Annotated in this window: 10 protein-coding genes and 1 pseudogene; 6 read left to right on the top strand and 5 right to left on the bottom strand. The window is 69.7% G+C overall.

Translation table 11 applies throughout. From position 1 onward, the window contains the following. Positions 1-77: 77 nt before the first annotated feature. Positions 78-930 (top strand): annotated as a pseudogene (locus tag CTP10_RS28495) (LysR substrate-binding domain-containing protein). Between the two features lie 13 nt (positions 931-943). On the opposite strand, the gene xth reads toward CTP10_RS28495, so the two are convergent. Further along, positions 944-1,753 (bottom strand): exodeoxyribonuclease III, encoded by an 810-nt coding sequence (xth, locus tag CTP10_RS28490; RefSeq protein ID WP_116322477.1) that lies wholly within the window; start codon positions 1,751-1,753, stop codon positions 944-946. 113 nt (positions 1,754-1,866) lie between these two features. After that, entirely contained in the window at positions 1,867-3,096 is a 1,230-nt protein-coding gene (locus CTP10_RS28485) for a BON domain-containing protein (protein ID WP_116322448.1), read from the bottom strand. Positions 3,097-3,804: 708 nt separating this feature from the next. On the opposite strand from CTP10_RS28485, the gene CTP10_RS28480 reads away from it, so the two are divergent. Beyond that, positions 3,805-4,488, top strand: a complete 684-nt coding sequence (locus tag CTP10_RS28480) for a response regulator (protein ID WP_116322476.1) — start codon at positions 3,805-3,807, stop codon at positions 4,486-4,488. Positions 4,489-4,499: 11 nt separating this feature from the next. After that, positions 4,500-6,416, top strand: a complete 1,917-nt coding sequence (locus CTP10_RS28475) for a sensor histidine kinase (RefSeq protein ID WP_116322447.1) — start codon at positions 4,500-4,502, stop codon at positions 6,414-6,416. A gap of 12 nt (positions 6,417-6,428) precedes the next feature. Here the strand turns inward: CTP10_RS28475 and CTP10_RS28470 are convergent, their stop codons facing one another. After that, positions 6,429-7,661, bottom strand: a complete 1,233-nt coding sequence (locus CTP10_RS28470) for an MFS transporter (protein WP_116322446.1) — start codon at positions 7,659-7,661, stop codon at positions 6,429-6,431. Positions 7,662-7,795: 134 nt separating this feature from the next. Here CTP10_RS28470 and CTP10_RS28465 point away from each other — a divergent pair, with 134 nt between their 5' ends. After that, positions 7,796-8,821, top strand: coding sequence for a LysR family transcriptional regulator (locus CTP10_RS28465; RefSeq protein ID WP_116322445.1), 1,026 nt, complete (start codon positions 7,796-7,798; stop codon positions 8,819-8,821). 237 nt (positions 8,822-9,058) lie between these two features. Next, on the top strand, positions 9,059-11,011 hold the full coding sequence (locus CTP10_RS28460) for a methyl-accepting chemotaxis protein (RefSeq protein ID WP_116322444.1): 1,953 nt from the start codon (positions 9,059-9,061) through the stop codon (positions 11,009-11,011). A 28-nt stretch (positions 11,012-11,039) separates the two neighbouring features. On the opposite strand, the gene CTP10_RS28455 is transcribed toward CTP10_RS28460, so the two are convergent. Then, the gene (locus CTP10_RS28455; protein WP_063237407.1) at positions 11,040-11,249 is read right to left on the bottom strand and encodes a DUF2905 domain-containing protein; all 210 of its coding nucleotides are present in this window, start codon (positions 11,247-11,249) and stop codon (positions 11,040-11,042) included. Between the two features lie 452 nt (positions 11,250-11,701). Between CTP10_RS28455 and CTP10_RS28450 the strand changes: the two genes are divergently transcribed. Continuing rightward, complete coding sequence (locus tag CTP10_RS28450; protein ID WP_116322443.1) at positions 11,702-13,081, top strand: MFS transporter; 1,380 nt, start codon at positions 11,702-11,704, stop codon at positions 13,079-13,081. Between the two features lie 4 nt (positions 13,082-13,085). Here CTP10_RS28450 and CTP10_RS28445 read toward each other — a convergent pair whose 3' ends face one another. Further along, on the bottom strand, positions 13,086-14,039 hold the full coding sequence (locus CTP10_RS28445) for a LysR substrate-binding domain-containing protein (RefSeq protein ID WP_116322442.1): 954 nt from the start codon (positions 14,037-14,039) through the stop codon (positions 13,086-13,088). Positions 14,040-14,133: the final 94 nt, after the last annotated feature.

Below are 14,133 nucleotides of genomic sequence, written 5' to 3'. Positions count from 1 at the left end.
GTGCCGCCGCCACCCAAGGAGCCGCCCCATGTTGTCGCACCGCCTGCAGGGACACCTCGCTGCGCTACTTCCTGGAGGTGGTGCGCGCGGGCTCGCTGACCGAGGCGGCGCAGCGCCTGAGCGTGACCGTGTCGGCGGTGAGCCGGCAGGTCGCGGCGCTGGAGGCGCTGCTGGGCGTGCCGCTGTTCGACCGGCGCCCGCGCGGCATGGTCGCGAGCGCGGCCGGCGAAGTGCTCGCCGCCTATGCGCTGCGCGGCGCCCTCGAAGCGGACCGCGTGGTGGCAGAGATCGCCGCGCTTCAGGGGCTGCGCCGTGGCCGCGTGCGCGTCGCCAGTTCCGCCGGGTTTGCCATCGAGTTCCTGCCGCGCATCATCGCCGAGTTCCGCCAGCGCTATCCGGGGCTGCATTTCCACGTGCGCGTGGCGGCGCCGGCGGAGGTGACCGGCATCGTGCTGCATGGCGACGCCGACATCGGCATCACCTACAGCCGCGCGGCCGAGCAAGGCATCCGCGTCGAACATCGCCAGCCCGCGCCGGTCATCGCCATCATGCTTCCGCAGCATCACGCTGGCGCAGATGCAGCCGTACCCGCTGGCGCTGCCGGAAGGCGACAACACCGTGCGCCAGCTGTTCGACATTGCCTGCGGCGAGCGCGGCATCGTGTTCGAGCCGGTGCTGTTGACCAACCATTTCGAGACGCTGACCAGCTTCGTGCTGCATGGCGGCGGCTTGTCGATCTCGGGGGCGGTGACGGTGGGCGACCGCCTGCGCCGCGGCGAACTGCATGCCGCGGCCATCCGCGAACGCGGCATGAAGAGCCGTGCGGTCGAACTGCAGACGCTGGCGGGACGCACGCTGCCCGAAGGGGTACGCGCTTTCCTGGGCTTTGCCCGGGAGCGCCTGGCGGCGGAGATGGCAGCCGGCTCCTGAACTTGCCGCTGGATTACGCCGCTCGCTTGCGCCGGGCGGCGGGCCGGTTCAGCACCACCCAGGCGGGGGCGTGATCGCTGGGATGGTCTTCGCCGCGCACCCAGCGGTCGACGCCGGCATCGCGCAGCCGCGGGGACAGGTCGGGGCTCAGCAGCAGGTGGTCGATGCGCAGGCCCGAGTTGGTCTGCCAGTGCTGGCGGAAGTAGTCCCAGAAGGTGTAGATGCGTTCGTCGCCATAGTGCTCGCGCAGCGCGTCGGTCCAGCCTTGCGCCAGCAGGCGTGCGTAGGCGTCGCGGCTTGCCGGCTGCAGCAGCGCGTCCTTGCGCCACGAGCGCGGGTTGTAGATGTCTTCGTCGGTGGGAACGACGTTGTAGTCGCCCGCCAGCACCACCGGGTGGCCGCTGTCGAACAGCGTCTGCGCATGTGCGATCAGCCGCTCGAACCATGCCAGCTTGTAGTCGAATTTGGGGCCGGGCTGGGGATTGCCGTTGGGCAGGTAAAGGCAGCCGACCAGGATCCCGTGCACGGCGGCCTCCAGGTAGCGGCTGTGGCTGTCGTCGGGATCGCCGGGCAGGCCGCGGCGCACTTCCACCGGGTCGGTGCCGCGTGCCAGGATGGCAACGCCGTTCCATGACTTCTGGCCGTGCCAGATGGCGCCGTAGCCGGCTTCGCGCAGTTCGCGCGCGGGAAAGCTCTCGTCGGCGGTCTTCAGTTCCTGCAGGCAGGCCACGTCGGGCGCCTCGCGCTCCAGCCAGTGGCAAAGCGCGCCGATCCGGCTGCGGATGCCGTTGATGTTGAACGTGGCGATCTTGATGGCGGGCATGGCAGCTGGCCGATCGGTAACGAGGCCGGCCGGCACAAGTGCCGGCCGGAACATCTGCTGCGCGCAACGGCGCTACGCCGGTGCGCTGCTGCAGGGGCGACTTGCGAGGCTACCTACGCGCGCCACGTGCTGCCGGTCGCGGCAGCGGCGCTGGTGCTGCCGGTGCTGCCGGTGCTATCGCCGCCGCTGCCCTGGCCCTCGCGGCGCACCCGGATGTCGTTGTTGACCTCCTTCACGCCGTAGGTGCCATCGGCCAGGTCTTCGATATAGTACTTCTGCCCGCGTTCGCGCACCGTTCCGGTCAGCGATACCACGCCGTCGCTGACGTCGACGCTGACATCGCTGACGTCTACGCCGCGCGCATAGCTGAGCCGCTCGCAGATCTGGTCGCGGATGCGGTCGTCGCTGCGCTGGTAGCCGCGCGGGCCGGCCTGGTGCTCGCGGTGGTCCGTGCCGAACAGGTCGCCGACCGCTTCGCCGATGCGGCGGCCGAGGTTATAGAGCACGCCATGGTCTTCACGGCCATCGTCGCGATAGCCTTCCCGGTCATCGGTTTCCCAGCCACGCTGGCGTGCCGCCTCGCGGCTGTAGCGCTGGCCGTACCGCTGTTCGTCCTCGCGCTCGTCGCGGCCCTCGGTCCAGTAGCGGGTGTCGCTGCGCAGGTCGCTGAAGTAGGTGTCGCGGTCGCGCTCGCCGGCCGACTCATAGGGGTCACGGGCGCGGTCGGCGCTTTCGCGCCACTGGCGCTCGGCGTAGTCGTCATCGCGCTGCCAGGCTTGCGGATTGCGCCATTCGCCAGCGCGTTCCCAGCCATAGCCGCCGTTCAGGCCATAGCGCAGGCTGCTGCCGGCGCGGCGGCCATAGCGCTGGTTGCGCTGGTCGCGCTCGTCTCGCTGGCCGCGCTCGTTGCGCTCGTTGCGCTGCTGATACCGGCTTCGTTCATCGCCCTGGTAGCCTTGCTGGCCTTGGTAGTCCTGGGCACCCCGCTGTGCGCTGCGATAGCGCTCCTGGTCACGGCTGCGGTCGTCGCCGCTGTAACCGCCGCCGCCGCCGCCGCCGCCGTAATCGCCGCCAGAACCGCGGCTGTAGCCGCCGCCGAAGTCACCGCTGGAGTCGCCGCGGCCGCCATAGTCACCCTGGGTGGGCCGCTCTGGGTAGCGGCCGGCGCCGTACTCGTCACTGTAGCCGCTTGCGCGGCGTGCCGGGCCACCGTAGCTGGTCTGCCCCGGTGTCAGTTGCTGGCGACGGCGCTGCGTCTGCCAGCGGTCACGTTCGGATTCCGGTTGCCAGTCGTCGTCGTCCGACGCCTGGCGGCGTTGGCGTTCGTCGTAGTAGTCACTCATGCTGGTTTCCTGATATGTGAATGGCGCCGTACGCGGGCGGGCACAATTGCGCCCTCGATCCGCTGGCGGGTTATCAGGAACGGCAAGATTCGTACCGTGCGGCAGCCGCCCGCCTGTGGCGCCGATGACGCCGCAGGCCGTGCAAGCCTTGCAGACCTTGTAAGGGATGCAGGGTGCGAAATGGGAAAAATGGCGGAGCGTCCACAGCGGGAGGCCGCGGGCCAACGACCGAAACCGCAGTGACGGCAACTGGTTGCGCAGCGCGGCATTGGCACGCTCGCGGCCCCAGCCCGCAGCCGGCCATCCCGGCAAGCCGCCGCGCCTGCCGGGATGGCGCCCGCGGGCTCCCCCCCTCTGCCTTCCCTGCAACTCCGTTGCGCGTGCGTTGGCTGCTTTGGCCCCTGCGTCCGCGCGAGCGGCTCCCCGTGTTTCGCGTTGTCTGCCGCGTGCGTTCGCGCCCCTTGCCAGGACGCCCGCCGGGCTCGTTTGTGGCGATGATAGGAGCGCGTGCGCGGCGGCGCCTCCCTAAAACATGGGATGGGCAAGTACAGGCCACTGTGCGATGGGTAGGGCTGGTGCAGGCGCGCCGCGGCGGCGCTTGTGTTTACCCTGAAATCCGGCACGTGCCACGCGCGCGACCCGGTGGATATGTCAGAATCCGCCGGCAACCCGTCGCGGCGGCGCAAGGCCCGGCCTGAACACACTGGCATGACAAGCACAACAAGAGTCCTGATCGTCGAGGATGACCCGGCGGCGCAAAGCCGCCTGGTGCAGGCCGTCGAAATGCATGCGCCAGCTACCATCGTGGCCGGCTGCGCCGCCAGCGTTGCCGAGGCGATGGCCTGGCTGGCGCGGCACCAGCCCGACGTGTTGCTGTGCGACCTGGGCCTGCCTGATGGCAGCGGCATCGCCGTGATACGCCAGGCGCGCGAGCGCTACCCCGCGTGCGAATGCATGGTGGTCACGGTATTCGGCGATGACCAGCACGTGCTGGCCAGCATCGAGGCCGGCGCCATCGGCTACCTGCTCAAGGACGAGACTACCGATCGCATCGCCGCTTCGATCGGCGAGCTGCGCGCCGGCGGCTCGCCGATGAGCCCGCTGATCGCGCGCCAGGTGGTCAACCGCCTGCGCGGCGAGCCCGCCGAGTCCACCGACGGCGCCGGCCGCGACAACGCCGCCCAGCGCAGCGTGGCGTTGTCTGCGCGCGAGAGCGAGATCCTCGACCTGATCTCGCGCGGCTACACCTATGCCGAGACCGCGCGCTATGTCGGCCTGAGCGTGCATACCGTGCAGTCCCACATCAAGAACATCTACGGCAAGCTGGCGGTACGCTCGCGTGGCGAAGCCGTGTTCGAGGCCGCCAAGCTCGGCCTGCTCAAATCCCTGTAGCTTCCCGCGCCATGCCGCCAGCCTGGCTGCGACTCACCCGGACCCTGGTTGCCGTGCTGTCGGTGCTGCTGGCACTGGCGTGGCTCGCGTCGCCGGCCCGCGGCGCCACGCCCGCCGCGCCGGCCCCCGGCGACGGGCTGGCAGAGCTGGCGCAGGCGGTGCGCAGCGCCACGCTGCGCGACGGCACCGTGTTGCCGGCGCAGCCGCTGACGCTGCCCGACTACTGGGACCGCGCGTTGCCGGGCAAGTCGGGCACCGCGGTGTACGACCTGCGCTTCGATCGCGGCTGGCCGGCGGCGGCAACGGCGGGGCTGTTCGTGCCGTGGGCCGGCGGCAGCTACGAGGTGCGCCTGAACGGCATACTGGTGGCCACGGGCGGCAGCCTGGCCGCGCCCTCGTCCGCGCTGGCCAAGCGCCCTTACTACGTGCCCTTGCCGCCGGAGCTGCTGCACGAGCACGGCAACACGCTGCGCATCACGGTGGCGGCGCGCGCGTTTTCACGGGCGGGTTTGCTGCCGGTCACGGTGGGGCCGGCCAAGGCGGTGCGCGCACGCTACCAGGACGCGTTCCTGGTGCGCGTGGCCGGGCCCTTCATCGTCGCGGTGCTCAGCGCCGTGCTCGGCACCATCGCGCTGCTGATCTGGTGGCGCCAGCGCGACCCGCTGTTCGGCCTGTACGGCCTGGCGGAGATCGCCTGGAGCATCCGGTTGCTCGACTATTTCGTCGACGACCTGGCGCTGCCGCCGGAACTGCGCGGCTATATCGTCGCGGCAGCGCGCGAGGTCTTCCTCGGCGCCATCGGCAAGTTCTGCCTGCTGGTGATCCGCGTGCCCTGGCGCTGGCTCCACCGCACGCTCAACGCCTACCTGTGGCTGGCGCTGCCGGTGCTGGCGCCGCTGGCCGCGTTGTCGAGCCATCCGCTGGTGTTCCCGCTGAGCTGGCTGGCCAAGGTCGGCATCATCCTGACGGTGGCGGTTGCGCTGGTATGGGCCGCGCTGCGGCACCCGAGCCGCGAGGCCAGGCTGCTGGCGGCCACCGTGGGCGTGTCGGCGGTGCTGTTCCTGGGCGACTGGCTGCGCGTCTGGCTGACCGGCGACTATTACTGGGTGCGCTCGATGACCCGCTATGTCTCGGTGCCGTTCAGCGTGGTCATGGCGTGGATGCTGGTGGAGCGCTACACCAGCGCGGTGCGCAGCCTGCAGCGCGCCAACCAGGTGCTGAGCGAGCGCGTGGCGCAGCGCGAGGCCGAGCTGCACGCCGTGTTCGCGCGCGCGCAGAAGATCGCCGCCGAGCAGACCGCGCTGCGCGAGCGCAGCCGCATCCTGCGCGACATGCACGACGGCCTCGGCAGCCAGCTGGTGACCACGCTGTCGATGCTGGAATCCGGAAAGCCCAGCCGCGCGGAAATCGCCGGGCAGGTGCGGCAGGCGCTGGACTCGCTCAAGCTTTCCATCGATGCCATGCAGGACACCGGCGGCGACCTCGCGGCGGTGCTGGGCAACCTGCGCTACCGGCTGGGGCCGCGCATCGAAGAGGCCGGCATCGCCATCCACTGGCAGGTCGAGCGGCTGCCGGTGCTGCCCCACTTCACCGCGCGCAAGGTGCAGGAACTGCAGTACCTGCTGCTCGAGGGCATTACCAACGTGCTGCAACACGCTGGCGCTAGTTCGATCACGCTGGCGGCGCATGCCGACCCGGAGGTGATCCGCATCACGCTGGCCGATGACGGGCGCGGCTTCGACGCCGACGCCACGCGCGGCGGGCGCGGGCTGCGCAATATGCAGGTGCGCGCGGCAGCCATCGGCGGGCGGCTGGAACTGCGATCGGTGCCGGGCCGGACCACGCTGACGATCGAGGTGCCGCTGGCGGCGCCGGCAGGGGAAGAGGAGGACGGCGGGGAAGGGGAGGGGCTGGCACCGGCGGCGTAGTCCTGCCGCGGCTCACCGAACACCCTGCCCGGACGGCAGCAGCCGCACCGCCAGCGCGGCCAGCGACGTGATCGTGGCCAGCGTGGCCACGCCCGCCCAGCCGGCATGCGCCAGTGCAAGGCTGCCGAGCGCCGCCCCGGCGGCCATGCCGGCAAACATGCAGACAAACAGCACCGCGTTCAGCCGGCTGCGCGCGCCCGGGTCGATGCCATAGACGATGGTCTGGTGCGCGACCAGCGTCACCTGCGCGCCCAGGTCGAAGCCGACGGCGGCCGCCACCAGCAGGCCGAGCTGCGCCTGCGGCGACAGCCATGGCGCCAGCAGCATGGCGGCAAAGGACAGCGCGGCCAGCGCGGCGCCGAGCCGGGTCACCGCCTGCGGGCCGCGGCGGTCGGCAATGCGGCCGGCGATGGGGGCGCCCAGCGCGCCCGCCGCACCGGCCAGCCCGAACGCTCCGGCAGCTTCGCTGCCAAGGTGGAACGGGGCGCCATGCAGCATCACCGCCAGCGTCGACCAGAACGCGCTGAAGCCGACCGACTGCAACGCCTGCGCCAGCGCCGCGCGGCGCAGCTCGCCATGCCGGCGCCACAGCGTCAGCAGCGAGCCCAGCAGCGCGCGGTAGGGCATCACCGCGGTCGGTGCAAATCGCGGCAGGCCGCGCTGCGCCACCAGCGCCATCGCGGCGATGCTGCCGGCCGCGGCGATGAACATCCCGCGCCAGCCGAAATGCGCGGCGACAAAGCCGCTGACCACGCGCGACAGCAGGATGCCGAGCAGCAGCCCGGTCATGACCGTGCCCACCACTTTGCCGCGTTGCGCGTCGGGCGCCAGCGTCGCCGCGGCGGGCACGATGTCCTGCGCCAGCGTAGCGGACAGGCCGATGGCCAGGCTCGCCGCCAGCAGCATGCCGATGCCGGGCGCCAGCCCGGCCAGCAGCAGGGCGGCCACCAGCGCCGCCGACTTGGCCAGGATGATGCGGCGGCGGTCGAAGCGGTCGCCGAGCGGGGCCAGCAGCAGGATGCCCAGCGCATAGCCAAGCTGCGTCAACGTCGGGATGGCGCCGACCGCCGTGCCGGAGGCGTGCAGGTCGGGCGCCATGATGCCGAGCATGGGCTGGCTGTAGTACAGCGAGGCGACGGCGAGGCCCGCGGCGGTGGCAAGCATCAATACCAGGCGCGCCGGCAACGCCGGCGCGGGCAAGGGCGCCGCGATGGCAGCGGCGGGCGAGGCGGAAAGGCAAGACATGGTTGGTGTTCCTGAATCTGGCGAGTCGATGGAAATAGCGCGGATCCGCGATGGACGCGACAGATGCAAATGTTGTCCGGCCACCGCCTTTTCTGGTAGAGGTGTGCGGTGAACAACGGCTATACGAGGCGCGTATGACCAAATCGCCGACCAAGGCGCAGGCCAGCAGCCGTGAGGCGGCCCCGGCCGGCGCCGACCGCATCGAGCTGCTGCAGACCTTCGTGCGCATCGTCGAGGCGGGCAGCCTGTCGCAAGCCGCCGCGCAGCTGCAGACCACCCAGCCCACCGTCAGCCGCCGCCTGCAGGCACTGGAGCGGCAACTGGGCGTGCGCCTGCTGCAGCGCTCCACGCATGCGATGAAGCTGACTGAAGACGGCGGGCGCTGCTACGAGCGCGCCAAGGCGCTGGTTGGCGACTGGGCGACGCTGGAGGCCGACCTGCGCGGCGCCGGCCATGCACCCGGAGGCACGCTGCGCGTGGTGGTGCCGCATGCCTTCGGCCAGGACCTGATGGTGCCCCCGCTGGCCGCCTACATGCGCCGGCACGACCAGGTCGCGGTGGAATGGCTGCTGCATGACCGCACCCCGGATTTCATCGCCGAGGCTATCGATTGCGCCATCCATGTCGGCGAGGTGCGCGAGCCCGGGCTGGTCGCCGTCAGGCTGGCCGAAGTGCCGCGCGTGGCCGTCGCCGCGCCGGCGCTGTTCGAGGGCCGGCGGCTGCCGCGCCAGCCCGAGGACCTGGAGGCGCTGCCCTGGCTGGCACTGCACACCTTCTACCGCCAGGCGATGGCGTTGTCGCACGCGGTCAGCGGCGCCAGCCGCGAACTCCGGTTCCGGCCGCGCCTGAGCACCGACAGCCTCTATGCGCTGCGCGCGGCTGTGCTGCAGGGGCTTGGCGTCGGCGTGGGCTCGGCGTGGATCTTTGCCGACGACATTGCCCGTGGCGACCTGCTGCACCTGTTGCCCGACTGGCACGCCGAGCCGCTGCCGGTCTACCTGGTCTATCCCCGCGCGAGCTTCTACCCGGCCCGGCTCAGGTTGTTCATCGAAGCCATGCGCGAAGCGGTGCCATTCATGGCCGGCGTGCAGCCGCCGCGTGCGCGGCGCAGGCAGGCGCAGGCACGGTCGGCGGGTAAAGCGGGAACGGCGAAGCGATAAGAACGCGAGTGGGCGGCCTCGCGAAGGGCTCCGGCGGCATAGCGGTCGCTGCGTGTGCAAGCGCGAATTTCCTGCCCTCTGTGCGTGCATTTTGCCCCGCGGCAGGGCATTTCCTGCACCCCGTTTGCGCATCGTCAAAACGATCGGATTTCTTGCTTCAGGCGTGGAAAACGTGGCCGATAGCCGGGGGGACAGCCAACCCCTTGCAGTCCATTTTTTGCCAGTCCCACCGAGCCGATGACCGCCTTTTTCCGCCCTGCCGAGCGCCTGATGGCGCGCCTCAACATCAACCAGAAACTGACCCTGATCGCGGTGCTGTTCCTCGTGCCGCTGTGCGGCGCGATGTATGTCGTGCTGCATGGCTCGGCGCAGTCGATCCGCACCACCGACAGCGAACGGCGCGGCCTGGTCATCGTCGGCCATGCGCTCGACTTCATGCGCGAGACGCAGGTGCGGCGCGGCGCCGCGAATACCGTGCTGGCCGGCAACGCCGGTTTCCGTCCGACTTTCGACGCGGCCGACGGCAAGGCCGCGGCCAACCTCGCCGAACTGCTGCGCGCCACTGCAGACAATCCCGGCTTTGCGCTGGAGACCGCGGCGCGCAAGCTGGAGCAGGACTGGCAGCACGTCCGCGGCCTCGGCCTGAACACGACGCCGGGGCCGCTGTTCGAGCGGCACAGCGCGCTGGTCAGGCAGACGCAGCTGTTCATCGGCGACGTGGCCGACCGCTCCGAGCTGGCGCTCGATGGCGAAGCCGGCGCCTATTACCTGATCAGCCTGGTGGTTGGCCCGATGCCGCGGCTGGCTGAGCAGAGCGCGCTGGCGCGCGGACGCGGCGCCGGCATCATCGCGCAGGGCGGCTATGCCGATGCCGCGCAGCAGGCCGACCTGGGCGCGCTGGCCGAGCAGATCCAGGATGGACTGGAAGCCATCCGGCGCGATGCCGCGCGCGTGCGCGAGAACGCGCCGGCCTACCAGCCGCAGGTCGACGCGGCCATGCAGCGGCTGGCCGCGATGGACAACTTCCACCGCACGCTCAAGGTGCGCATGCTCGGTGCCAGCGGCATCGGCATTGACGCCAAGAGCTATTTCGACGAGGCCAGCGCGGCAATCAACGGCGTGCTGGCCGCCAACAAGGAGTTTTCGGCGATCGCCGGCGCCATGCTGGCGCAACGCATCGCGGCGCAGCAGCGCCAGTTCGCGCTGCTGGCCGCGCTGGGCGTGGTCACGCTGGCCCTTGCCTTCTATCTGTTCACCGGCTTCAGCCGCGGTATGCGCAGCGACGTGCGTACCGTGGGCGACATGGTGGAACGCATCAACGCCGGCGACCTGAGCCTGCACACGGCCGTGCACGGGCGCGACGAGTTCAGCGAGGTCAAGCGCCACCTGCTGTCGCTGGTGGATAGCTGGCGCGGGCTGATCGGCGATACCAAGGCCGGCGCGCACAACGTGCTGGCCGCCGCCGGCGAGATCGCGCAGGGCAATATCGACCTGTCGCGGCGCACCGAGGAACAGGCTTCGTCGCTGGAGCAGACCGCGGCCAGCATGGAGCAGCTCACCGCCACCGTGCAGCAGAACGCGGGCAGCGCCGGGCAGGCCAGCGAGCTGGCGCGCGAGGCGTCGGACATCGCGCTGGCCGGCGGCGCCGCGGTGGGGCGCATGCGGCAGACCATGCAGGACATCGAGGCCGATTCGCGCCGCATCGTCGACATCATCGCGGTGATCGATGCCATTGCCTTCCAGACCAATATCCTGGCGCTGAACGCGGCGGTGGAAGCGGCGCGCGCGGGCGAGGCCGGGCGCGGCTTTGCCGTGGTGGCGACCGAGGTGCGCGGGCTGGCGCAGCGCGCCGGCAGCGCGGCCAGGGAAATCGGCACGCTGATCTCGCAGTCGGCGCAGCGCGTGGCCTCGGGCACGTCGCTGGCGGTGGATGCTGCCGCCAGCATGGACAGCACCGTGGCCGCGATCCGGCGCGTGACGGCGATGATGGACGAGATCAGCCACGCCTCGCGCGAGCAGAGCACAGGCATCGCCCAGGTCAACCAGGCGGTGGCGCAGATGGATCAGGTCACGCAGCAGAACGCCGCGCTGGTGGAGGAGGCCGCCGCCGCGGCGCAGTCGCTGCAGGCGCAGGCGCAGCAGATGCAGCACGCGATGGCGGTGTTCCGCACCGAGGCGCAGGCCGCCTGATTCCGGTACTACGCCACGCGGCGCGCGGTCAGCGCCGCAGCAGCCAGATCACGACCGATACCACCACCGACACCAGGATGCAGGTGGTGATCGGCAGGTAGAAGCTGAAGCCGTCGCGCACGATATGGATGTCGCCGGGCAGGCGGCCAAGGCGGTCAAAGGGAAGCCTGGACAGCCAGGGCCAGGCCGCGGCGGCGGCGATCAGCAGGCAGCCGAGGATGAGGAGCACGCGTTGCATGGAATAGGCGGGGCGAGGCGATCTTGAAGCATTTGACCGGCGGGTTGATGCATTGATTCCAGCGTGCCACGAGCGCCAGTTGGTCGGAATTCCTCGATTTCCAGAGATTTATGGAATGTAAATTGAAGGCTGGCGCTTTTTATATGAAATTTTCTTAATCAAATTCTTGCGTCGTAGTGAAAATTTCTCAATGATGAAGATTTTCGGAAGAAAATATCAAGAAAGTCGTCACAAGATAGTTAGAAAGGCTATAACCCCAGAAATCACGGTGAATCCGTGCTCATCTGGCCGCGCGTTTTTGCCGGGTTAACGCTAATTTTTGGCCCCGATCCCCGTTGCCTAAGATTCGTTCAATTAGAGAACGTGAGTTCGCTATTAGAACAAAATCGTAGCGCCCAGTAGCGCCTGCTTGCAGGCGAACCGCGCGATTTCCAAGGCAGACGGAGACAACAGTGCACCAATCCCTCCAATCCAAGGCTGGCGTCGTGGACGTCCAGGCCCTGATCGACGGCCAGCGATTCACTGGTTACCAGTGGCTCATCCTTGTGCTTTGCTTCCTGGTGGTTGCCGTCGACGGCTTCGATACCGCCGCCATCGGCTATATCGCGCCGGCGCTGGTGCAGGACTGGGGGATCGAAAAATCGGCCCTCGGTCCCGTCATGAGCGCGGCCCTGTTCGGCCTCGCCTTCGGCGCGATCTTTGCCGGCCCGCTGGCTGACCGCATCGGCCGCAAGAAGGTGCTGGTGCTGTCGGTCTTCTTCTTTGGCGCCTGCAGCCTGGCCACGGCCTTCGCGCCCACGCTGGGCTGGCTGACGGTGCTGCGCTTCCTGACCGGCCTCGGCCTTGGCGCGGCCATGCCCAATGCCGTGACGCTGACCGCCGAGTTCGCGCCGCAACGCCGCCGGGCCGTGCTGGTGAACACCATGTTCTGCGGCTTTCCGCTCGGCTCCGCCGCCGGCGGCTTTGTCGCCGCCGCGATGATCCCGCACTTCGGCTGGCACAGCGTGTTGCTGCTGGGCGGCATCGTGCCGCTTGCGCTCGCGCTGCTGCTGGTGGTGCTGCTGCCTGAGTCGGTGCGCTACATGGTGTTGCGCAACTATCCGGCCGGCCAGATCCGCCAGCTGCTGCGGCGCGTGACCGGCGCGGACGTGGCCGGCGCGAACGCCTTCAGCATCGGCGAGCAGGCGCCCGCGACCCGCTCCGCCGTCGGCACCGTGCTGGCGCCCGGCTATCGCCTGGGCTCGGCGATGCTGTGGTGCACCTACTTCATGGGCCTGGTCATCTTCTATCTGCTGACGAGCTGGATGCCCACGCTGATGAAGGATGCCGGCTTCTCGATCCAGCACGCGTCATTCCTGACGGCGCTGTTCCCGCTCGGCGGCGGCATCGGCACCATCGCGGCCGGCTGGTTCATGGACCGCTTCAATCCGAACAAGGTGATTGCGATCACCTATGCGGCCACCGGCGTGCTGATCTACGCCGTGGGGCAGGGGACCGGCAGCCAGGTGCTGCTTGGCGTGCTGATCTTCCTCGCCGGCACCGCCATGAACGGCGCGCAGTCGTCGATGCCTTCGCTGGCCGCCGCGTTCTATCCGACGCAGGGCCGTGCCACCGGAGTGGCGTGGATGCTTGGCATCGGCCGCTTCGGCGGCATCACCGGCGCGTTGCTCGGTGCCGAACTGCTGCGCCTGCACCTGGGCTTCGACACCATCTTTACGCTGCTCGCCGTGCCGGCATTCCTGGCCGCCGGTGCGCTGGTGGTCAAGCATGTCAGCGGCAGCCGCGCGCCGGGTGCCGACGCCGGCAGCGGCGCCGGCGTGGCCGCTCACTGAACATTCACTGAGCGCCAAGCGGCCGGGCCGCGGCGCGGATGCAGTCCGCCAGCGCTTCGGCCATCGGGCTGAGCGTGCGGTCGCCGTGCCGTAGCAGGCCGATCGGCTCCTCCGTGCCCTGCGTATCGAGCGGCAGCAGGACCAGCCCATCCTCGGCCACCGCGCGCTGCGCGGCGGACAGCGGCGCCGCCCACACGCAGTCGCTGTCGCGGGCCAGCAGCCGTCCGAGGTAGGCGTCCGACGTTTCCACGCATCCGCCCGGCAGGGGCAGGCCGTGTCGGGCGAGCAGGCTTTCCGTGTTGTGGCGGGGGATCGAGCCCGCGGCGGGGATCACCAGCGGCCACGCCAGCACGTCAAGCAAGGTCGGCCGCGAGACGGCGGCAAGAGGATGCCCGGGACGCACCGCCAGCGCCAGCGAGTCCGGGCCCAGCGACTCGAACCACAGGCTTTCCATGGCCACCGGGTCATCCATCCGGCCAATGACAAGGTCCAGCACGTCGGCCTTGAGCTGGTCGATCAGGCTGCGGTTCATGCCGGTCTGGACGGCCAGCCCGACCTCGGGGTGCGCGGCACGGAAGCGCAGCAAGGCATCGGTGAGCACCGCCGGCACGACGCTGGGCAATGCGCCCAGCCGGATGCGCTCCTGTGGCTGGGTCTGCTCGCCGGCCATGCTGTCGGCGGCGGCATCGATGTCCGCGAGGATACGCAGCGCGTGGCGCAGGAAGCGCGTGCCGGCGGTGGTCAGCTCCGTACCCGCGCGCTGGCGCACCAGCAGGCGTGTGCCGGTCAACTCCTCCAGCTCGCTCAGGGTCTTGGACACGGCAGGCTGTGTCAGCCCCAGCCGGTCGGCGGCGCGGCCCAGGTGCTGGGTCTGCGACACCGCCACGAAGCAATAGAGATGCCGCAGCCGCACGCGGTTGCGGAAGATTTCGAGCACGGGCGAAGCGGCGGTTTTCATGCCTAAAAGTTATCTTAATTCTCAAAAATCTTAATTTACATGACTTTATGTGTTGCTTAAAGTCATACCATTCCAACGACAAGGAGACTGCGCA

The sequence above is a fragment of the Cupriavidus sp. P-10 genome (assembly GCF_003402535.2).
In the GTDB taxonomy this organism is placed as follows: Bacteria; Pseudomonadota; Gammaproteobacteria; order Burkholderiales; family Burkholderiaceae; genus Cupriavidus.
The sequence above is the reverse complement of the archived record's forward strand: the minus strand, read 5'-3'. Positions and strand labels throughout refer to the sequence as shown.